Source organism: Bacteroides faecium (genome assembly GCF_012113595.1).
Taxonomy (GTDB): Bacteria; Bacteroidota; Bacteroidia; order Bacteroidales; family Bacteroidaceae; genus Bacteroides; species Bacteroides faecium.
This window is the reverse complement of the sequence record NZ_CP050831.1, coordinates 4,870,588-4,892,760: the sequence shown is the minus strand read 5'-3', so window position 1 is coordinate 4,892,760 and position 22,173 is coordinate 4,870,588. Positions and strand designations below refer to the sequence as shown.

Genomic DNA, 22,173 nt, shown 5'->3' with positions numbered 1-22,173 from the left:
GTCCATAAGTGATTAAGAATAGCCCTTTTTGATATTATTATCTATAAAAGGGCTATTGAACAGATGATCCTTATTCAACTAATATAAAGCCAGCCCATTTTTGAGGCTCATACCTGTATTTACCAATCATTTCTCGTTGTATTTTCGTGAAAGCCTCTGATTTGCTCATCCCTTGCTGCCAATACCGATAAAATCCGGTCATAAACTCTACTGTTTCTTTATCCGGTATTTCCGACAGGCTAATAATCATAGAACGTACCCCTGCCAAGCGGAAAGCACGTTGCAACCCAAAATTCCCCTCGCCATCACGAATTTCTCCTTGTGCGGAATGGCAAGTAGAAAGAACAGCAAGATCAATACCTGGCAGATTCATAGATGAGATTTCCAGTGCTGTAAGTATTCCGTCATTTTCGTCATTTAAGGGAAGCTCTTCAATCCAGTTTTTATTAGCACCGGTTAAAATAAAGCCTGTGCGCATAAGAGGGTCTTTATATCCGCTTTCTCCATTATGATGTATGGCGGTACTTTGTATCGAATCATTGTATTCTAGATGGAAACCATGAGTTGCCACATGTAGAACAGCTCCTGACAAAGATTGATTGGAGAGTTGCTTGAATGAAGATTCATTGGCCTTTTCTCCAATATATTTGTGGATTCTCCATTGGTTGGAAAGGAGCTGGCTTATACTATTGATTTCTTCTACTGTACCTGGCAAATAGGCAAATCCTTGTCCACGCAATTTTTTCCGGTTATCATCTTCGGGCTGTATATTGAATTTTGCTCCACCAAAAAAGAAAATATCTCTGTGTTTATGCACCAGATTATCTCTCTGCGATTTTATGAAAGGAATATCTCCGGTGTATAATAAATGATGAAGAATATATTTTTCGGAGATATACTGTCGTCCATTATGTAAGTCGGCAAAGGGTATTTGACTTAAATCACCATCTAATGACAGATAAATATGTTCGCATCCTGATATTACTTTTTCAATCGGTTGCCATAATCGGGAATACAGTTTATTATGAACAAACAATTGGTGCAAACTTGATTTTGTGGTCAGAGGGATTAACTGAGGAAGTGTATCTTTGGCGGTAAATGCAATAGCTATATATATTCTATCAATAAAATTATAGGATACAGGTAAACTGACAATGTCGACTACCGCTTCTTTCGGTGAAAGTGAAGCTGCTATTTCTCTCCATTCGTGATGCCATGAGTATTTAGCCGGATATTTCTTTTTCAGATAATCAGTTAATACATATTCCATATTACGCACCGTGATTTCGTTTTCTAATTTCTGAATATAATTATTCTGCGAAGGATTTCTGAAAGCCTTTTCACTGAAACGTAATTTTTCTATCTGCTGTTGCAGTTGAAACGCATAACTATCTTGTACTGTGGATATCGTTTCTTGAAGCTTATAGGATACGGTTGTAAATAGTTCCTTTTTCAGTAGTTGGCTCTCATAAAGCAGTTCCGATATTTCTTCCCATGTCCCGCATATCATATTGTCGCACATAAAGAATTCCATTTCTTCGTAACAAGGTTTTAAAATATCCCACAAATTACTACGTTCAGCCGGTAGTAAATAGGGCAAATCCTTTTCTATATTCGATGTAAGCAATTCCAGTATTCGATGATAAACATCAGACGTTTTTTGGAGATTTCCTTCCATTTCATATTTGTGTGCAGAACTCCTGAACATCTTAAAATAATCCGGTAACCTTTGGTTATATAAAATTTCTGCAAGGGATATCGGGTGATACATTTGCTCGGCAATTTTCAGATACTGATCTCCTGTTGAAGAAGAATCTGCTAATAAAGTCAACGCTTTCAATCTGTTTTCAATCAATGTACGCTCTTTTTCGCTTCTTTTAGATTTCAGTGCCTGGGTTAGATAATAAATGGCTTCTTTGAAATTCCCGGTTTCCCAGCAGTAGAGACTTGCTCTATCCCAGTTGTCAGATATACTCGCGTACAAATCTTCAGCTTCTTTTAGTAAAGACTTGTTTCCGGTCTCAATTCCTTTTTGTGTTAATTCTAAGGCTCTTATGACTATTGATTGAGTATAGTTCACGGCTGAAACTGATTCAATCATTCCACTGGGAATCACGTCCCTCTTATGTCCTAGTTTGTTATTTCCTACAAATGTGTATATATTTATTAAATCTTTATATAAATGTATGTTTTCAGTTTCCTGTTGTGTTGTTGCTAATTTAGCTTCTAATATCTGAATAGATAATTGAGATAACTCTTCTCCTTGCTTATACATATTTCTACGTTGACAATATTGAGCAAGCGAGAACAACTCACGCGCATACAATAAGCTGTCATTGGATGTTTTTTCCAATCGTTGGATACGTTCCACCCCTTCTTTTATTAGAGGTTCGCTCCATATAGACTTTTGTGCAGTTGCATTGTAAGTAATTGCCAGGAAGCATAAGCTTCCGACAAAACGTTTGATTAAAACCATCTTTTCTTTTTCAAGTCAGTTTTTATTCGCCCGGCTGCATTGGCAAATATGCCTTTCTCTGTTTGTATTTTATTTGCAAGTTCCTCTGCTTCTTCTCGTTGATTGGTCTTCAAATAACAGCAAAGCAATAACCATTCCGTTTCTTCTCGATAATCGGTGCTTTTTATCTGCAAAAGAATAGTTGTTGCATCCCCTGCATTCTCTTGTTCCAACAAGGCGACAGCTATAAATAATGAGGTGTAATCGGGTAGCGCGTCAATAGTATTTTCTTGTCGGTTACGATTATACCAGTCGGCAATATCTTTATATTTGCCTTGTTCGTACCATTCGGTCAATTGTACATTCGTGACAGCGTTTTTTTCAGTCAACTCATTGCCGCCGCGTGCACGTTCGATCGCGGGTATAGAATGATAGATTAAGTAAAGCTCTTGCGGACTATGCATAGGCTGGTTACCAAACCATCCTCCCATTCCCAACAAAAGAATGATGCAAGCTGCTGCAATCCAACGAATCCTTTTTCTATTATTTGTGTGTACGATGTTTATAAGTGCCATTCGGGCTTTTTCTTCATTGTTTATTAATGTGCCTTCTAGCAATAAGTACCGGATGGCAACTTGTTCTTTCAATTCTTTGTCATTTCTCATGGAAAGGACGAATTGTTCCCGTTCGTCAGGTGTCATTTCATTCTGTACGAAACGGTCTATCTGTTGTTCTAATATTGTTCTGTCCATTACTTTTCTTTTAACGTTTCCAATTAATACCTTTTTCCGCCAATCTTCTTTTAAGTTCGAAAGCGAATCGACGCAAACAAGAGCTTTTCTTATTCTTGGCAACCTGTTCGTTTTTATAGTTCATTTGTTTGGCTATATCAACCATTTTCAGACGCTCCCAATAATAAAGTTTCAATACTTGTCCACAGTCATCTTCCGATTTTTCAATCAGTTGACTGACTACATCTTGTGCTTCTGCCCACTCTTCCATGTAATCATTTTGCTCGAACCATTCAGAAGATAGATTTTCGATAGGCATATATTCAATGTGGTGTTTATTCAGATATTTACATATCTGATGTTTTCCGATTTCAAATAGATAAGTTTTTAAAGAACTTCCTTTCTCTACATATTTTCCATCTTGAACATTTTGGCACATGCTCATGAAGCTTTCCTGATATATATCAGCAGCCGTTTCTTCTTCAATGGGATAATTCTTCAAAGCAAATGAGATGAAAGATGGCTTATATAAATTATATAGGTAATCTATTTCCTTGTTATGTTTGAATAGTCCGGTTAACCAATATATTTTTTTCATTTTTCGTCTTCTATTTTATCGGAATATTTGAAATGGGATGTTTTCGTCACTACACTCCATATATACAGTTTGTTTTCTGCTTTTACGGAATCCGGTCAGTTGATTCACCTTCTTTTGCAATGCTTCCAAAAATTCTGCAACAGAATTGAAGTTTTCGGGAGAGCGGAGTAACGTATAAAAAGCATATGTCAGCATACCGTAAAATTGCTTTTGTGTTTGGCTGTAATATTCGTAATTGATTTCATTTGCCAGACAAGCGCTAAAAACAAAAGCGGGAGAAAAATCCTTAATCGGTTTTAGTTTCAGGCTCAATTCCTGATGCATGCCGGGTTTAGGAGTATATCCTTCGGGGGCAAAAATAGCGGATGTTCCACGGATATAATCATTTACTCCGTTATCACGGTTCCCTGTTCCGCTGTGGCAGGCATCCAGTACCACTGTTACCTGTCCTTTGTCGCCTGCTTTTTTTCTTAGTTTGTTTATCCATATCCCCAATTCGTCGTCTCGCAGGTGATTCTCTCCTTCATATTTTCCCGGAATATACCAATAACCGGCATCATATAAAACGAGTGACTCATCTAATCCGTCTTCTTCATCTCCGTTATCATCCATCATTTGTTGTCCATGACAAGAAAAATGCAAATAAATAAAGTCGCCATAAACTGTCTGTTCCCAGCATTGCTGAAAAGCAGCGGTTACAGCTTTCTTGTTAGCTTGTGCGTTTGATAGTACTTTAATATTGGAGGATTGATATTGATTATTCAATAGCAGTTCAGTCACTAACCCCTTGTCATTGCCAGCATGTATTTTTTCCCAACCACTGATAATCGGATATGTTCCTATACTTATTATCAATGCTCTGTTTGTTTGTGCCAATACGAAGGCAGATATAGTCAAACAATATAAAAACAGTCTATATCTCATAGTTCTTTTTGTAATATCTATGCAAAAATAGATTATTTTTTTTAATTCCTGCCTGTTGCCTTTCCACTTTTTCCAGTATAAAGAGAAAAAAGTAAACTTAGTTTTTGCGAGATGCGTGATTAACAAGATAAAACCTATCGCTATTTACATAGCGAAAAAAAATATCTATCATATCTATCATCATTTCCGATAATTTGCTGTATTTCAAATTAATAAGTATGATAGATAAGTCATAAAAAAGGTATCTATCATCATTTTACCATCAAAAAATGGTATCTATCATGCTATAAATCCCTGAAATAAGGGCTGATTCACCATAAAAAGGCACACTTTTGTTGCAATGCAGCAGATAAATCCATCTATTCATGCCTGAATTATCCTGTTAGGATAACGGAATATCTTGAGCCCGCATACGTGGGCTCTATATCCCACGTATGCGGGATATGCAGCACACACATGTGGGCTATACAGCACACATGCGTGGGATATAAAAACATCTTCGCCCGAAATGGATTATTAAGGCACCAAATACTGATTGTCACGCAAATAAACTTGCATTCACATACCATTTAATGCTCGATATTCCTATAGGATATAGTAAAACAGCCCGATATAGGTATGATAGATACCATTTTTTGATGGTGAAATGATGATAGATACCTTTTTTAGAACTTATCTATCATATCTATTAATTTGAAATACAGTAAATTATCGGAAATGATGATAGATATGATAGATATTTTTTTCACTATGTAGAGGGCTGCTTTAGCAATTCAATATTATTACGTGTCTCAAGTTATTTTTTTAATTCTCCCCTGTTACCTTTTTCCTTTTTCTTGTATAAAGAGAAAAAAACAAACCTTGTTTTGACGAGGTGCGTAATTTATAGTTGTGATGATGTTCTAAAACAAGGTTAGTTGATTTTAATCAACAACCTTGTGCCGGATAGCGAACAACTGTTATTTAACTTATTTTTGTCCAACATAAGTACATAAAACATGAGTGATAAACTAAGTATATCTTATCATACAGCAAAAATAATTTTATTGGAGCTATTGGAAAACAATGATTTTTCAACAGATAAGGATATTCTGAAGATTCTAGGTTCGATAATACAAAAAGAGATTAATAATGAAACAAACAATGATAAGGAAGAAATGAGCCGGATTATCATAGACAAAGACGGGCGTATATTTCTGCCTGATTACTCTCCTAAGGAAGTAAAGATGCAATATCTGCCTAAAACTGTATTTCTTTTTTTCTTAATACATAAAGAAGGTATCGAATTTAAAAGTATGTACAACTATATGCACGAGTTGTATGAAATCTATCAGATAGTAACATTAGAGAAAAATATGGAAGCCGGTAAGCTAAGGGATAGTATTGAAAATCTGGTAGAACCTGTTAATAATAGAATCTACGAGACATGCTCCATTATTCGCCGAAGCCTTTCAATGGTCGTTCCTAAAGCATTAATGGAAATATATTGTATCACAGGAAAACGAGGGGAAAAGCGTCGAATTGGTATTGATTCCTCATTAATAGAGATAGAAAACACAAAACTAAAAGAGATGTTTGACCAAAGGCATAATCACTAAAACTTTATAAATAATGAATGTGTCGATTGTTGAGTTTGTTGAATCATTTTTTTAAATATTATACTTATGAGAAAATTAAAGAACATCAGTAAAAAAAGACATTCTACTATTCTTCCAATAGTGACTATATGTGGAATGTTATTGTTTGTTTCATGTAATGGCAGTAATGCTATTAACAAAGAAAAAGGTGACAATTCGGTAACGAAAACTCAGCCAAATGTTATTGCTCCCAAAGAGGAAGTAGCCAAATTCTCTGCAGCGGATATGGTAGGTATATGGGATTACTATGCAGAATCGTCTCCGAACGATAAGATTGAGATTATATTCAAAAAGGATGGAACATTGATTGATTATATTGATTTTCATTCAACAGGTACATACAAGGTGAATGAGGATGGTTCAATCATTACAATGCAATTCTTTTATAATGATGGATCTACTTCACAAGAATCCAAGCCATTTGAATACAAGGTTTTAGAATATTCAAAAGAACGTTTTAAAATTATTCATAACAGCCCTAATGGCAAAAATATTGTCTATGATAGAAAAGAAAAAAGTGACAATTATACGGGAGAGCTTTAAATCGAGAAATAATATCCATTATACAATTCGCAATTTTAATATTAAAAAGGTATGAAAACTAGTTATTTAACAATTTTGAGTTTGTGTCTATGTTTTATCATGGGCAGTTGTGGTAGTAGTGTAAAGAATGATCCTGTGGAGATAACAAAGGCTATTATCAAATGTTGGAAGAAAGGGGATTTCAAAGAAACAGAGAAATTCTTTATGAAGGATGCAAAGAAGATAAATTATAATAATTGGCAAGATACTTATAACAATCCTGCTGGTAAAAATCACGGAACAGTTGAAAGACTACAACGATTCGTAGAAGCTGAATATACGTTAGCAGAACAGTCTATTGAGGGCGATAGAGCTATAATAGAATATAGCCTAAAAACATCTAGTTTTAAATCGCCTTTCAAATTCTTTCTAAAAAAGGTAGATGGTAAGTGGTATCTTGAAACTCATTATTAAAAAATAACAATATGAAAAAACTAATTTCAGTAAGCTTGATTCTCCTTGCATGTATGTCTTTCACATGTAAGGCACAGTCTTTCCCTAAATTTTTGGTAGCGGTAACTAAGCCAAATGTAAATGTAAGACAAGCCCCCAATTCATCAGCAGCTGTAATAACAAAAGCACCTCTTGGAACTGTCTTTGAAATGGTATCCAAGCAAACTGGGTGGTATGAGGTGAAAGAGGCTTTGACAGGTAAAAAAGGATACATTTCGGCTAGTGTATCTAAGTTATGTCCAGACACCGATCCTTACTACCCTAGAACAACAGATGATATTGTTGATATAACAGAATTTGAAAATATATCTAAAAGACAGAATAGCGAAACCACAGTTACTTATGGTTTTCGTTCCAAAGACAAGATGAAAACTAATATAATCTATGCTTCTCTTTCCACTACTACAGCCGATACAAGTGGGAGAATGCGTAGTTACGAGAATTATTATAAAGGTAAACAGATGGGATGGTATATTGTTTTGGACGAAGAAACTGACTATGAAGGAATTGTGCAAAGTAAATTGGATAAGCCAATTTTAGTTTTTAGGGAATCAAGTGGAAAGGCCGGTATTTATATACAAGGGATATATTATAAAGATGCTAATAACCCTTTTGAATAAAATGTGTAACTTATAAAAATTATTAATTATGGAATTATATTTTTTGAACAAATTAGACACTGCTATTTTCAAACACCTTAATCCGACACATCAAGCGGTAACAGGTACAACAGCAGTACATGCATTTATTGGTGGAGCTATCATATCACTAATCGTTTTTGTCATGCAAATGTGCACAAATAATGACACATTGATTGAAGTAGTTGCAGGAATCGGGTTGCTTGTCTTAGCAGGTTGGGTAATTAATTATTCTCTTCTCACTTTAAAGGCATTTCCGGGATGGGGAGGACGTATAGCTTATGGAGCGTATGTACTGTTTCTTGCCTACCTTGCTTTTATGGTAGCCATGTGGACAATAATGATTGCTTTGCTAGGACTATTTATGTATGGTATCTTTAAGATATTTTTCAGTAGTGGCAGCAGCTCGAAAAGTTCACATAGACGAGGACAAGAACAAGAAGAACCCCATGAAGAAGAATGTGACGCGACAATTAAAGATGAAAATGGATATGAACGTAAATTGTGGAAAGATGGCTTTGGCACCTATAGAGATGACAAAGGGGATTATTGGAAAAATAATGGAGATGGAACTGTAACTCGTGATAACAGTTAGACTTTAAGTTATATTCCATAGTAATAAACGATGACACGATCCTTTTGGGAATCATGCCATCGTTTATTGTATACTGATATAATCGTCATTATATCAGTATATTGCCGTCATAAGTGATTAATCAAGTATCTGTCCGTCAGCCGATATCTTCACATCTATCTCACTATTTTCTATGTCAATTAAATAGTATGTGACACCTGTTGCTTCTTCAACATAATCAGCGTCGTCATCATCAACTTGCCCGGGATATGTAGTATTAATAGCATTTTTCACAGGCTCAGGCAATGTATTGAAACGTACTTCCCATGAAGTTAAAACCCACTCACCACTCTTATCGAATAGGACTTCTTTCCCAATACTCCCATGAGTAATATCCACTTCTGTGTATCCTGCATATTTTCCGTCATCCTCTACATCAATTTCGACTAATTTAAAGCCGGGATATTTAATATTGAGAAAGTCATTCATCTCTTTTGTCAATTTAGCATTTTGGTCAGGCAAATACTGATCGTCTCTATCATCATCTGTATCCACTACGCTTTTAACCAGTACTCCTTCTTGGGAATAATACAAGTCCATCTCCTGATTCTGATTTTCAACTTCAATCACATAAACAATCTCAAAGCCTTCCCGCTCTAATTTATCTACATCATCTATTTCCCATGACTTGTATTCACTTGCTTCAAAAGACGTTTTCACAGCTTGTGGCAATGCTGTATAAGGAATATCCGTTTCCGTCATCTGCCATGTTCCATCTTGCGTAAACCATGCGGATGCTTCGTATCCGTCATAGAAATCAGCCACGTAATATCCGGACTTACTCTCCCATTTTACATTTGCTACATTCGGATACTTAGCTGAAAAGGCATCCTGTAATTCAATAGGAACATTAATTGATTCATCATCATTATTATCACAACTATATAAACTCCATACAGTAGCACCTAGTGCCAACAGAAGAGTAAAAAACTTTAGTTTCATCATTGTTTTAATTCTTTAGAGGTTTAGTTATCAATATCAATCAAATTAAATTTCAAGTCGAACTTTAATTCTACGCGGTTGGAGAGTTTCACTTCATACTCCTTTTTATCGCGCTCTATTTTCAACACTTTTACATCAGGATAATTAGTTGTCACATATTTCTGAATGGCTGCGGGAATGATGGCTGCGGGTACAGAAGAAAATTTGCAATTCACCTCTTCCCAATTTCCCTTCTTGTCAAATTCCACTTTATTACCATTCGTGAAAATCACTTCATAACTTTTGTAGAGGAAGTCACTTTCCATCTTTGCCAAAGCTACTTTGCTGTCAGCGAAATGTTGTTTAATGAACTGTTGTGCCGGTTGTGGCATTTGAGTAACCTGAATTGGTTTGTCGTCATCTGCATACGCTACTGTCTGCAAAGTAAATAAGCACACTAATAAGAATACTAACTTTTTCATAATCGTTGTTTTTTTAATTGGTTTTACTATTATCATTCAATTTATACTGCAAAGATGAGGGGAGAATCTGAAAAGATTTGGGAATTTTGGAAATTTTCGAAAAAAAATCATGGAAAATTATAGTGACGCTATGACGACAATATAGCGTCACTATATCTATAGGATACCGTCACTATCATACAAGGATAGCGTCACTATTATTTTCTAATAGGAATTAGATTCTTTATAATTCTTTTAGCAGCAATTAATAAACACATCACTTATTTTTGCAACCACAAATTTGACAATATTCATATTAAATAACCATAAGAACTTTCGTATGACTATGAGAACAAATTATTTCTTATTATTAGCAATTTTATTGGGATTCATTCCTGTGAGCTACACACACGCAAATGATTCGATTTCTAAAAGCGTGGTATTGTACACACCTTACACAAAAATTTCCGTATCACCGGGAGCGTCAATTGATTACAGTATTGACCTTATCAACAACACTGATGAATTGACGAATGCAACACTTTCTGTCAGTGGGCTGAGCAGTAGTTGGAAACATGAAATGAAATCCGGTGGATGGAGTTTAAGTCAATTATCCGTGCTTCCTAAAGAAAAAAAGACTTTTAACTTAAAAGTTGAAGTTCCATTGAAAGTAAATAAGGGGAATTATCATTTCGTTGTGTATGCCGGAGAGACTAAACTTCCGTTGGATATTGTTGTTGCCCAGAAAGGAACTTATCAAACGGAGTTTACTACCGACCAGCCTAACATGCAGGGAAACTCCAAATCTACTTTTACTTTTAGTGCTACTCTGAAAAACCAAACGGCCGATCAGCAATTATATGCATTGATGGCTAATGCACCAAGAGGGTGGAATGTTATTTTTAAACCCAATTACAAACAAGCCACTTCAGCTCAGGTGGAAGCAAACAGCACTCAGAACGTAAGCATAGATGTAACACCGCCTGCCAATGTTGAAGCCGGCAGTTATAAAATTCCGGTACGTGCAGCCACGGGGACTACTTCGGCAGAATTAGAGTTGGAAGTTGTCGTTACCGGCTCTTATCAAATGGAATTGACTACTCCACGTGGATTGTTAAGTACAGACGTTACGGCCGGCGATGTGAAGAAAATAGAGTTGGAAGTCAAAAATACAGGATCTTCATTGCTAAAAGACATCCAATTGTCCGCCAATAAGCCGGCAGATTGGGAAGTAACCTTTGAACCGTCCAAGATTGATGCGTTAAAAGCCGGAGAAACATCAACTGTGACAGCTACATTGAAAGCTTCTAAAAAAGCACTTCCCGGCGACTATGTCACTACCATGATGGCCAAAACCCCTGAAGTAAATGCAGATGCACAATTCAGGATAGCTGTAAAGACTCCAATGATATGGGGCTGGGTAGGTGTACTTATTATTATTGCTACCATAGGTGTTGTCTACTATCTGTTCCGTAAATATGGAAGGAGGTAAATATGGGCGAACAAGTGATCGTACTTACCGATTTAACTAAACAATATGGTAACTTTACTGCTGTTAATCATATTCGCCTGAATATTCAGAAAGGAGAAATCTTCGGATTACTAGGTCCGAACGGTGCCGGAAAGTCAACGACTATCTTAATGATGCTGGGATTGACAGAGCCCACATCGGGAACAGTCGAAATTTGTGGAATAAATTCCACTACCCATCCTATTGAAGTGAAAAGGAAAATCGGATATCTTCCCGAGGATGTAGGATTCTATGATGATATGACAGGTCCGGAAAATCTGATCTATACAGCCCGGTTGAATGGTATTCCTGATAGGGAAGCAAAAGAAAAGGCTATGGAGTTGATGAAACGTGTAGGCCTTGAAGACCAGTTGAAGAAAAAGACCGGAAAATATTCCCGGGGAATGAGACAGCGTCTAGGGCTTGCGGATGTACTTATAAAGAATCCGGAAATTATCATTTTGGACGAACCGACTTCAGGTATTGATCCTGCGGGTGTTCAGGAGTTTATCGAATTGATTCATTGGCTAAGCAAGAAAGAGGGCTTGACTGTGTTGTTTTCGTCCCATCATTTGGATCAGGTTCAGAAAGTTTGTGACCGGGTGGGACTGTTCAGTAGCGGCAAATTGCTGGCTTTGATTGATATGGCAGAACTGAAAGAAAAGAAACAGGAATTGTCAGATATTTATAACCATTATTTTGAGGAAGGAGGAGAAAGACATGAATAAAGTCAATCATCCTTTTTGGGTTATTGTCAACAAAGAAATTGCCGATCATGTCAAGAGTTGGCGTTTCATTATCTTGATTGGCATTATAGCACTTACCTGTATGGGATCGCTATATACGGCACTCACCAATATAAGTGCGGCTATAAAGCCTAATGATCCGGACGGCTCATTCCTGTTCCTGAAGTTATTCACGGTATCAGATGGGACTCTCCCCTCTTTTGTGTTGTTTATAAACTTCCTGGGTCCATTGTTGGGAATCGCCTTAGGCTTTGATGCTGTTAATTCCGAGCAGAATAAGGGAACATTGAGCCGTATGCTCTCCCAGCCTATTCATCGTGATTGTATTATTAATGCCAAGTTCGTGGCTGCATTAATAGTCATTGGTATTATGCTGTTTGTACTGGGCTTTTTAGTAATGGGATTCGGATTGATTGCCATTGGTATTCCTCCTACGGCAGAAGAGTTTTGGAGAATTGTTTTCTTCATTATAACAAGCGTTTTTTATGTTGCCTTTTGGTTGAATCTGGCTATTTTATTTTCGCTTCGTTTCCGTCAGGCTGCTACTTCTGCACTGGCATCGGTAGCCGTATGGTTATTTTTTAGCATATTCTATACGATGATTGTGAATTTGGTGGCAAAAGGGCTGAGTCCGTCAGAAATGGCATCGCCTTATCAGATAATCAGTTATCAGAAGTTTATTCTTGGTTTGATGCGCTTGGCACCGAGCGAACTGTTTAATGAAGCTACTACGACATTGTTGATGCCTTCTGTCAGAAGTCTTGGCCCATTGACTATGGAACAGGTACAGGGAGCTATTCCAAGCCCTCTTCCTTTGGGACAAAGCCTTTTGGTAGTTTGGCCGCAACTGACTGGATTGATTGCAGCGACTGTTATATGTTTTGCAATTTCGTATAGTATGTTTATGAGAAGGGAAATCCGTTCCCGATAACTATCGTACAATTTAATTCTAATAAAATTCCCCTTATTTAAATCACATTGCAGATAAGCATGATTTAAACAAGGGGATTCTTTTATTGGAGAGTCAAGTTCTATTTAGAAATCTCAAAGCAATGTTCTCCTTGTTCATAATAATACCATAGACTCAGATGTTGCAAGCGGCAGATAGATTCGGCTATTGCCAATCCCAATCCAGTAGAACCTTCCTTCTTAGACCCTTGATAGAAACGTTCGAAGATGTGTTCCTTATCCAACGAATGCTCTATTCCTGTATTTCGGAAAGTAATATTGTTTTTAGTAACAACTATTCGGATATGTCCCCTGTCTACATTATGCACAAATGCATTCTTTAGGAGATTTGTCAGTAAAGCCACTGCCAAAGACTCATTCATCGTAACGTTGAAAATATCTTGTTCTTCGATGTTTGTATCTATATTGCGATAATCATACACTTCTTCATAATCTTGCAGATACTGTTTGAGAAGTATATTTAATTCCAATTGTTTGGTATCGGTAAACTGACCATTATCTATCTTAGTAAGCAATAGCAGGGATTTATTCAGTTTGGTAATGTACTCCAAGGTCTGATGCGTTTTCATCAGTTCTTCCAGTTGCTTTTCTGATAATGAATCATCTTCCATCAACATTTCCAAACGGTTACGGCAGATGGCAAGCGGAGTCTGTATCTCATGTGAAGCATTTCCTATAAACTGTTTTTGCTGTTCAAACATCTGTTCTGTACGTTCTGCATAACGGGTAGCGGCATCATTCAATTTTCTAAATTCTGTAATTTGAGTATTATTGCTCAACGGTTCATTCTTTTTCCCGGTTTGATAATTATCCAACCAGTGAAGAAGTACATATAGTGGACGCATATTCCGGTAGAACACCCATACCGAAATTATGATAATACAGAATAATAAAGCCACATATAGAAAGATAACCCATACTTGAATAGCATCCTTTAAATCATCTTTTTCGATACTGGGAGTAGATACTGTCAGTTCATGGTATCGTCCTTCATCATCCTGAAAGATTGTGGTAAGAATACGTGCCGGTTCTGTTTCTCCTTTTTCCTCAATATATACCATGGAGTCTTTGTACTGAATATCTTCCCGGTTTTCTGCATACTCCTTACTTACTTCCATCATGTAATACTGATTGTTGGAACCGTTAGTTTTAGAAGGTAGTTCCTCACCTGCCAATGCACGGATAATAATTGTTTCCGAGTAGTCTTCCAAGGCATCATCCACTTCATCATTCACTTCGTCAATCATCGTGACATAAAAGAAAATAGCCCAAACAGTCAAGATGAGAGTCAGAGCAAGAGTGATACGAAGAATGATGTAATATATTAATTTCATGGATAATAGCCTCTATTTATTCAATAATTAATTTATATCCGAATCCGTAAACAGCTTTTATTTCAAGGTTTGCGCCTGAATCTTTTAGCTTTTTGCGCAGATTCTTGATTTGGGCATATATGAAGTCGAAGTTATCTACCTGGTCAATATGATCTCCCCACACAGATTCAGCCAAAGTATTTTTATTAATTAATCTTCCGGGACGATTCATGAAATATAGCAGAATATCATATTCCTTTCTGTTCAGTTCCAACTCACGATTATCAACGAATACACGAAACTTATCCGGTTCTATCCGAACATTTCCCTGGCGAATATCAATCTCTCCATCCTGTTGGTGACGGCGGATCACACTTTTTATCCGGGCATTCAGTTCCACCAAATGAAATGGTTTCGGTAAGTAATCATCTGCTCCCAGTTCAAGCCCCAGGACTTTATCTTCTATAGAATCCTTTGCAGAAATGATAATCACGTTTTCCCGTTTATGGAGAGCTTTCAATCGTTCGAGAAGGTCTAGTCCGCTTCCATCCGGTAACATAATATCCAGCAAGATACAGTCATAGTCGTAATCTTCAATTTTACGTAACGCTGAATTGAAGTCACCCGCTGTTTCCACAATATAACGTTCTTTTTCAAGTGAACATTGGATAAGTTCCCTTAACGACGGCTCGTCTTCTACAATCAATATCTTCATTATTCTTTCTCCTTTCTTTATAAATGCATTACAAAGAAAGGGGATATTTCTGAAATAAAACTGAAATGGGCATAAAAAAGTCGGAAACCATTACTAGTTCCCGACTTTTGATTCTATCAAATTTATTTTTATAAGCTTAATAAGAACGTGCGAATACTACACGACATGCAGAAGGTTTACCTGTAACCATACATTTGCCAGGTTCCTTGTCGCCCGGAACAAATGAGTCGAACGGGATACAACGGATGGTAGCTTTTGTATCTTCTTTAATTTTTTCTTCAGTTTCGGTAGTTCCGTCCCAGTGAGCAAGTATAAAGCCGCCTTCTTCGATTTTTTCTTTGAATTCGTCATAGGTATCTACTGACGTAATCTTAGAGTTACGATAGTCTAATGCCTTCTTGTAGATATTTGCCTGTATTTCTTCAAGCAGGTTCTGAACATATGTCTCGATACCGTCACAAGTAACAGTTTCCTTTTCCAATGTATCACGACGCATCACTTCCATTGTATTGTTTTCAAGGTCACGACCACCCATTACCAAACGAACAGGAACACCTTTCAATTCATAATCCGCGAATTTGAAGCCCGGACGCTTGTTGTCTGCATTATCATATTTCACTGAGATACCCAGTGCTTTCAATTTAGCAACAATACCTTCCACCTTAGCGTCGATTTGTTTCAGTTGGTCGTCATTCTTATAGATAGGAACGATGACTACCTGAATCGGGGCCAAATGCGGCGGTAATACCAAACCGTTATCATCAGAATGAGTCATAATCAATGCGCCCATCAAACGAGTAGAAACACCCCATGAAGTAGCCCAAACATACTCCAACTTGTTTTCCTTATTAACAAACTGAACGTCGAATGCTTTTGCGAAGTTCTGTCCCAAGAAGTGAGAAGTACCACTTTGCAATGCTTTTCCATCCTGCATCATCGCTTCGATTGTGTAAGTGTCAAGTGCACCTGCAAAACGTTCGTTAGCTGATTTCACACCTTTTACTACCGGAACAGCCATGTATTTTTCAGCAAAGTCACCATACACATTCAACATTCTGATAGCTTCTTCTTCCGCTTCTTCACGGGTAGCATGAGCGGTATGTCCTTCCTGCCACAAGAATTCGGCAGTACGCAGGAACAAACGGGTACGCATCTCCCAACGGAAAACGTTAGCCCATTGATTGCAAAGGATAGGCAGGTCACGGTATGACTGAATCCAGTTCTTATAAGTATTCCAAATAATCGTTTCCGATGTCGGACGGATGATTAATTCTTCTTCCAATTTGGCAGCAGGGTCTACTACTACGCCCGAACCATCTTCCGCATTTTTCAGACGATAGTGTGTTACTACGGCACACTCTTTTGCGAAACCTTCCACATGCTCCGCTTCGCGGCTCAGGAATGATTTCGGGATTAATAACGGGAAATATGCATTTACGTGTCCTGTCTCTTTAAACATGTCATCCAATTGACGTTGCATTTTCTCCCAAATAGCGTATCCGTAAGGCTTAATCACCATACATCCGCGTACGGCAGACTGCTCTGCCAAATCAGCTTTTACCACCAAATCGTTATACCATTGTGAGTAGTTTTCACTACGTTTGGTAAGGTCTTTCAGTTCTTTTGCCATTATATTCTTCTATTTAAAATTTTTCGGGTGTTAAAACAGGGTGCAAAAATACGAAAAATGAACGAACTGCGCTCATTCTTCATACATTATTTTCTTGGTCATACTCATGCATATTAGAATAAACAAAAAAAAACAGGCAGTATGTAAATATTAACTGCCTGATTTTCAAACGAGCGGTAAACGAGGCTCGAACTCGCGACCCCCAGCTTGGGAAGCTAGTGCTCTACCAACTGAGCTATTACCGCATTGTTTTGTTTCTCTGCAAAAAGCCTTCTGAAACGGTGATGCAAAGGTAAACATAATTTTTATATCTCAAATAAAATCTTTGAATTTTTAATGCAAGAAAAAGTATCTTCCATACTTGTTTTGCCAATAGAATAATCTCTGTGTCTTGTAGAATGAACAAACCTGTCTTTTTATCTGTTAGAATAGCTCAAAAATAGATATAACCTAACCAGTATGAAAAAAAATAAGTTACTTTTTGTACTATTGACTTTGTGTTTTTCCATTACCCGGGTAGATGCACAGACACCATTAAGTTTCGAAGAATCATTGCATCTCCTTAATCGGGGAAATCAGAGCCTGAAGATTGCTGACAAAGGAATTGAGATAGCCAAAGCAGAACGTGACAAACTGAATGCTTTTTGGTATCCCAGTCTCCAGTCTACGGGAGCATTTGTACATATGTCCGAGAAGATTGAAGTAAAGCAACCGTTATCGCAGTTTACAGACCCGGCTAAGGACTTTGTACATTCCATCATTCCGGACGATCAGATTATTTCATCCATATTGGATAAAATTGGGGCGAATACCCTTGTATTTCCCTTAACTCCAAGAAATCTGACAACTGTGGATTTATCAGCAGAGTGGGTGTTGTTTTCCGGTGGCAAGCGTTTTCGTGCTACTAATATAGGTAGGACAATGGTAGACCTGGCTCGGGAGAACCGGGCACAAGTATCCGCCAGCCAACAAAATTTATTGGCTGAGAGTTATTATGGATTACGATTGGCACAACAAATCGTGACTGTTCGTGAAGAAACCTACAACGGACTGAAGAAACATTATGAGAATGCCTTGAAACTTGAAGCGGCCGGAATGATTGATAAAGCAGGACGGCTCTTTGCGCAAGTGAATATGGATGAAGCAAAGCGGGCATTGGAAGCCGCACGTAAGGAAGAAACCGTAGTGCAAAGCGCGCTCAAAGTATTATTAAATAAAAAGGATACCGATGAGAATATCATTCCCACCTCTCCCCTTTTTATGAATGATTCAATTCCGCCCAAAATGCTTTTTGACCTCTCTGTAAATAGTGGAAACTATGTGCTTAACCAATTGCAATTGCAGCAACATATTGCCAAACAAGAGGTACGGATTGCTCAAAGCGGCTACCTGCCCAATATAGCTCTTTTCGGAAAACAGACTTTATATTCACACGGAATACAAAGTAACTTGCTGCCACGTACCATGATAGGAATTGGTTTTACGTGGAATCTCTTTGACGGGCTAGACCGTGAGAAGAAAGTACGGCAGTCTAAACTGACAGAGCAAACATTAGCATTAGGGCAAATGAAAGCCCGTGATGATCTTGCCGTTGGCGTAGACAAGCTCTACACACAATTGCAAAAGGCGCAGGATAATGTAAAAGCATTGAATGCAACGATTGCTTTAAGTGAGGAACTGGTACGCATCCGAAAGAAATCTTTCACAGAAGGGATGGCAACCTCTACCGAAGTTATTGATGCTGAAACCATGCTTGCCAATGTTAAAGTGGCTCGCCTGGCGGCATATTATGAATATGATGTGGCACTAATGAATCTACTTTCACTTTGTGGCACACCGGAACAATTTGCAAACTATCAACCTAAACCGTAACAAACAATGAAACTAGCCAGTAGAACCCTTTCATGGGCTTTCGTCATTATTATGTTAGCTGTGGGCATCTTCACGGCTCTTGGAATAATATTGATGCATAAACAACCGATGGTGCTTCAAGGACAAGCAGAAGCAACGGAAATCCGTATCAGCGGAAAGCTTCCCGGACGTATAGATACTTTCTTTGTACAGGAAGGAGACTGGGTGCGCCAAGGCGATACCCTTGTCGTAATTAACAGTCCTGAAGTACATGCCAAGTATCAGCAAGTGAATGCATTGGAACAAGTCGCCGTGCAACAGAATAAAAAAATAGATGCAGGCACCCGCCGTCAGATTGTAGCTACCGCATTACAGCTATGGAATAAGACAAAGAGCGACCTTAGTCTTGCCAAGACGACCTATAACCGTATTCTTACCTTATATAAAGATAGTGTGGTCACCTCTCAGAGAAAAGACGAAGTGGAAGCAATGTACAAAGCGGCTGTCGCAGCCGAACGTGCCGCTTATGAACAATATCAAATGGCCGTAGACGGTGCGCAGCAGGAAGACAAAGCATCTGCTGCCAGTATGGTAGACGCTGCCCGGAGTACAGTGGACGAAGTTTCTGCCCTATTAGTCGATGCCCGGCTGACAGCGCCCGAAGATGGGCAAATAGCAACTATCTTCCCCAAACGTGGTGAATTAGTTGCGCCGGGAACTCCAATTATGAACCTGGTGGTAATGGATGATGTACACGTCGTTCTCAATGTACGCGAAGATCTGATGCCCCAATTCAAGATGGGGGAAACTTTTGTCGCAGATGTACCTGCCATCGGTAAAAAGAATATTGAATTTAAAATTTACTATATCAGTCCATTAGGCAGCTTTGCCACCTGGAAGTCAACCAAACAAACCGGAAGTTATGACTTACGTACATTTGAGATTCATGCCCGTCCTACCCAAAAGGTAGACGACTTGCGTCCCGGTATGTCCGTGTTATTGACACTTAATTAATTGATATAGTAAAATTAATCATAGAATGGATTCATCACAAACATATTCTCCTTTTCGTTCCGTACTGCTCAGGGAGTGGCGGCGAATGACTTCACGACGTCTTTACTTCGGCGTCTGTATCATTTTGCCGTTGTTTACCCTCTTCTTTATGGCTACAATCTTTGGTAACGGACAAATGGAGAATATCCCTATCGGCATTGTTGATCAGGACAATACAGCCACTTCCCGTGCTATTGTCCGGAATATTTCTGCTGTACCCACTTTTAAAGTGACGAAGCATTATGTGAATGAAGCGGCTGCCCGTGAAGCGGTGCAAAAAAAAGAGATATACGGCTATCTTTCCATTCCACCGAGATTTGAGCAGGATGCCATCACCGGAAAGAATGCCACCCTCTCCTATTATTATCATTACGCCCTGTTATCGGTAGGCGGTGAACTTATGGCGGCATTTGAAACTTCATTGGCTCCCGTGTCCCTTTCGCCTATTGTGATGGAAGCCGTATCTTTGGGAGTAGAACAACAGCAGATTACCACATTCCTATTGCCTGTACAAGCCAGTAATCATCCGATATATAATCCAAGCCTGGATTATTCGGTTTACTTGAGCCAGCCTTTTTTCTTTGTTCTGTTTCAAGTCTTGATTCTGCTGACTACCGTATATGCAGCCGGCATTGAAATCAAATTCCGCACGGCGACCGATTGGCTGGCTACTGCCAAAGGGAATATGGTAATTGCTATTTTAGGAAAACTACTCCCCTATACCATTATATATGTTCTGATAGGGTGGTTTGCCAATTATGTCATGTTCGGTATCCTGCACATTCCTTTTCAGGGGAGTTGGTGGTTTATGAATATGATAACTGCGCTCTTTGTTATCGCGACGCAGGCGCTCGGATTATTTTTATTTTCCTTGTTTCCGGCGGTATCACTGGTTATCAGCGTCGTTTCCATGGTCGGTTCTTTAGGGGCTACCTTGTCCGGAGTTACTTTTCCGGTTCCCAATATGTATCCGCTGGTGAGAGATGCTTCTTATCTTTTTCCTGTCCGTCATTTTACGGAAATAATGCAAACGATACTCTATGGGGGTGGCGGGTTCGTCCATCTTTGGCAGTCGGCAGTGATACTATGTATTTTCCCGCTGCTGGCCTTGTCGCTGCTTCCCCATTTAAAACGAGCTATAGAAAGTCATAAATATGAAAACATTAAATAGAATCCAACAACTATCGTTCATTATCCGCCGGGAGTTTCTCGCCATAAGCACCAGTTATGCCGTTCTGTTAGTGCTGATGGGTGGAATCTTCATGTATGGGTTGCTCTATAATTATATGTATGCCCCCAATATTGTAACAGATGTGCCTGTTGCCGTAGTGGATAATTCGCATAGTGAGCTAAGCCGTAATTTTATCCGTTGGCTGGATGCCACCCCACAGGCGCAAATATACAATCAGACAATAGATTATCACGAAGCTAAAGAATGGATGAAAGAAGGCAAGGTGCAAGGAATAGTCTATCTGCCCCATGATTTTGAAGAACGGGTATTTCGTGGGGACGAATCCGTGTTCTCCCTGTATGCGACGACCGACGCGTTTTTGTATTTTGAAGCATTGCAAGGAGCCTCTTCACGTGTCATGTTGGCAATTAATGACAAATACCGACCGGATGGAGCAGTGTTTCTTCCGCCTCAGGGATTACTGGCGGTAGCTATGGCAAAACCGGTGAACGTAGCAGGTACCGCACTCTATAATTACACGGAAGGATATGGCTCCTATCTGATTCCGGCAGTTATGATGATAATTATTTTCCAGACTTTGCTGATGGTTATCGGTATGGTGACCGGAGACGAACACACCAACCGGGGAATTCGTGCTTATACGCCTTTCGGACAGGGATGGGGAGTCGCTATTCGCATTGTTGCAGGAAAAACGTCCGTATATTGTACTCTTTATGCCGTTTTTTCTTTCTTTTTGCTAGGCTTGCTTCCCTACTTTTTCAGTATTCCTAATATCGGAAACGGATTGTATATTATATTATTGCTGATTCCTTATCTGATGGCAACTTCTTTCCTGGGACTGGCAGCTTCCCGATATTTTACAGATTCAGAAGCTCCGTTACTCATGATTGCCTTTTTTTCAGTCGGATTGATTTTCCTTTCCGGGGTTTCTTATCCGATGGAATTGATGCCTTGGTACTGGAAAGCCGCACATTATATTCTTCCCGCTGCACCGGGCACACTTGCCTTTGTAAAACTGAATTCTATGGGAGCCGATATGGCGGATATAAAACCGGAATACTTAACCCTGTGGATTCAGGTAATCGTTTATTTCATATTAAGTGTATGGGTATATAAAAAGAAATTGGGTATAAAGCCTGATTGATTAAATTAACCAAACA

At 38.5% G+C, this 22,173-nt stretch carries 21 protein-coding genes and 1 tRNA gene; 12 read left to right on the top strand and 10 right to left on the bottom strand.

Annotated features, from left to right (window positions below):
• Positions 1-70 precede the first annotated feature (70 nt).
• Genes BacF7301_RS18050 through BacF7301_RS18035 form a run of 4 tightly spaced genes read right to left on the bottom strand, consistent with a single transcriptional unit; the run spans position 71 to position 4,708 of the window.
• Positions 71-2,476: a CHAT domain-containing protein gene (locus tag BacF7301_RS18050; protein ID WP_167964980.1), complete on the bottom strand. Its 2,406-nt coding sequence runs from the start codon at positions 2,474-2,476 to the stop codon at positions 71-73.
• A complete protein-coding gene (locus BacF7301_RS18045) occupies positions 2,467-3,207 on the bottom strand; it encodes a hypothetical protein (RefSeq protein ID WP_167964978.1) in 741 nt (246 codons plus the stop codon). The genes BacF7301_RS18050 and BacF7301_RS18045 overlap by 10 nt, the downstream gene beginning before the upstream one ends.
• Before the next feature lie 10 nt (positions 3,208-3,217).
• Positions 3,218-3,784, bottom strand: coding sequence for an RNA polymerase sigma factor (locus BacF7301_RS18040; protein WP_167964976.1), 567 nt, complete (start codon positions 3,782-3,784; stop codon positions 3,218-3,220).
• 15 nt (positions 3,785-3,799) lie between these two features.
• Entirely contained in the window at positions 3,800-4,708 is a 909-nt protein-coding gene (locus BacF7301_RS18035) for a caspase family protein (RefSeq protein WP_167964974.1), read from the bottom strand.
• A 998-nt stretch (positions 4,709-5,706) separates the two neighbouring features.
• Between BacF7301_RS18035 and BacF7301_RS18030 the strand changes: the two genes are divergently transcribed.
• The 5 genes from BacF7301_RS18030 to BacF7301_RS18010 all read left to right on the top strand — a co-directional run bounded on the left by BacF7301_RS18030 (position 5,707) and on the right by BacF7301_RS18010 (position 8,613).
• Positions 5,707-6,306, top strand: coding sequence for a hypothetical protein (locus BacF7301_RS18030; RefSeq protein ID WP_167964972.1), 600 nt, complete (start codon positions 5,707-5,709; stop codon positions 6,304-6,306).
• A 66-nt stretch (positions 6,307-6,372) separates the two neighbouring features.
• Entirely contained in the window at positions 6,373-6,888 is a 516-nt protein-coding gene (locus tag BacF7301_RS18025; RefSeq protein WP_167964970.1) for a hypothetical protein, read from the top strand.
• 51 nt (positions 6,889-6,939) lie between these two features.
• The gene (locus BacF7301_RS18020) at positions 6,940-7,341 is read left to right on the top strand and encodes a nuclear transport factor 2 family protein (RefSeq protein ID WP_167964969.1); all 402 of its coding nucleotides are present in this window, start codon (positions 6,940-6,942) and stop codon (positions 7,339-7,341) included.
• Positions 7,342-7,352: 11 nt separating this feature from the next.
• Complete coding sequence (locus BacF7301_RS18015) at positions 7,353-8,000, top strand: SH3 domain-containing protein (protein ID WP_167964967.1); 648 nt, start codon at positions 7,353-7,355, stop codon at positions 7,998-8,000.
• 28 nt (positions 8,001-8,028) lie between these two features.
• Positions 8,029-8,613 (top strand): hypothetical protein, encoded by a 585-nt coding sequence (locus BacF7301_RS18010; RefSeq protein ID WP_167964965.1) that lies wholly within the window; start codon positions 8,029-8,031, stop codon positions 8,611-8,613.
• Positions 8,614-8,730: 117 nt separating this feature from the next.
• Here BacF7301_RS18010 and BacF7301_RS18005 read toward each other — a convergent pair whose 3' ends face one another.
• Both BacF7301_RS18005 and BacF7301_RS18000 read right to left on the bottom strand, forming a co-directional pair.
• The gene (locus tag BacF7301_RS18005; protein WP_167967244.1) at positions 8,731-9,594 is read right to left on the bottom strand and encodes a PepSY-like domain-containing protein; all 864 of its coding nucleotides are present in this window, start codon (positions 9,592-9,594) and stop codon (positions 8,731-8,733) included.
• Between the two features lie 23 nt (positions 9,595-9,617).
• Entirely contained in the window at positions 9,618-10,055 is a 438-nt protein-coding gene (locus tag BacF7301_RS18000) for a PepSY-like domain-containing protein (protein ID WP_167964963.1), read from the bottom strand.
• Between the two features lie 319 nt (positions 10,056-10,374).
• Here BacF7301_RS18000 and BacF7301_RS17995 point away from each other — a divergent pair, with 319 nt between their 5' ends.
• Genes BacF7301_RS17995 through BacF7301_RS17985 form a run of 3 tightly spaced genes read left to right on the top strand, consistent with a single transcriptional unit; the run spans position 10,375 to position 13,221 of the window.
• A complete protein-coding gene (locus BacF7301_RS17995; RefSeq protein WP_167964961.1) occupies positions 10,375-11,526 on the top strand; it encodes a COG1470 family protein in 1,152 nt (383 codons plus the stop codon).
• A 2-nt stretch (positions 11,527-11,528) separates the two neighbouring features.
• Entirely contained in the window at positions 11,529-12,272 is a 744-nt protein-coding gene (locus tag BacF7301_RS17990; RefSeq protein ID WP_167964959.1) for an ABC transporter ATP-binding protein, read from the top strand.
• Positions 12,265-13,221 (top strand): ABC transporter permease, encoded by a 957-nt coding sequence (locus BacF7301_RS17985; RefSeq protein ID WP_167964957.1) that lies wholly within the window; start codon positions 12,265-12,267, stop codon positions 13,219-13,221. The genes BacF7301_RS17990 and BacF7301_RS17985 overlap by 8 nt, the downstream gene beginning before the upstream one ends.
• Positions 13,222-13,321: 100 nt before the next feature.
• Here the strand turns inward: BacF7301_RS17985 and BacF7301_RS17980 are convergent, their stop codons facing one another.
• The 4 genes from BacF7301_RS17980 to BacF7301_RS17965 form a co-directional block, all read right to left on the bottom strand.
• A complete protein-coding gene (locus BacF7301_RS17980) occupies positions 13,322-14,593 on the bottom strand; it encodes a sensor histidine kinase (RefSeq protein WP_167964956.1) in 1,272 nt (423 codons plus the stop codon).
• Between the two features lie 16 nt (positions 14,594-14,609).
• On the bottom strand, positions 14,610-15,287 hold the full coding sequence (locus BacF7301_RS17975; protein WP_167964955.1) for a response regulator transcription factor: 678 nt from the start codon (positions 15,285-15,287) through the stop codon (positions 14,610-14,612).
• Positions 15,288-15,423: 136 nt separating this feature from the next.
• The gene (proS, locus tag BacF7301_RS17970) at positions 15,424-16,917 is read right to left on the bottom strand and encodes a proline--tRNA ligase (protein WP_167964954.1); all 1,494 of its coding nucleotides are present in this window, start codon (positions 16,915-16,917) and stop codon (positions 15,424-15,426) included.
• Positions 16,918-17,089: 172 nt separating this feature from the next.
• Positions 17,090-17,162: transfer RNA gene (locus tag BacF7301_RS17965), tRNA-Gly, on the bottom strand.
• A gap of 214 nt (positions 17,163-17,376) precedes the next feature.
• Between BacF7301_RS17965 and BacF7301_RS17960 the strand changes: the two genes are divergently transcribed.
• From BacF7301_RS17960 to BacF7301_RS17945, 4 genes are read left to right on the top strand one after another with little or no spacing between them, the layout of a single operon-like run.
• Positions 17,377-18,789 carry a TolC family protein gene (locus tag BacF7301_RS17960; RefSeq protein WP_167964953.1) on the top strand — a complete coding sequence of 471 codons (1,413 nt, stop codon included), beginning with the start codon at positions 17,377-17,379 and terminating at the stop codon, positions 18,787-18,789.
• 6 nt (positions 18,790-18,795) lie between these two features.
• Entirely contained in the window at positions 18,796-19,782 is a 987-nt protein-coding gene (locus BacF7301_RS17955; protein ID WP_167964952.1) for an HlyD family secretion protein, read from the top strand.
• Between the two features lie 25 nt (positions 19,783-19,807).
• A complete protein-coding gene (locus BacF7301_RS17950) occupies positions 19,808-20,992 on the top strand; it encodes an ABC transporter permease (RefSeq protein WP_167964951.1) in 1,185 nt (394 codons plus the stop codon).
• A complete protein-coding gene (locus BacF7301_RS17945; RefSeq protein ID WP_167964950.1) occupies positions 20,976-22,157 on the top strand; it encodes an ABC transporter permease in 1,182 nt (393 codons plus the stop codon). The genes BacF7301_RS17950 and BacF7301_RS17945 overlap by 17 nt, the downstream gene beginning before the upstream one ends.
• Positions 22,158-22,173: the final 16 nt, after the last annotated feature.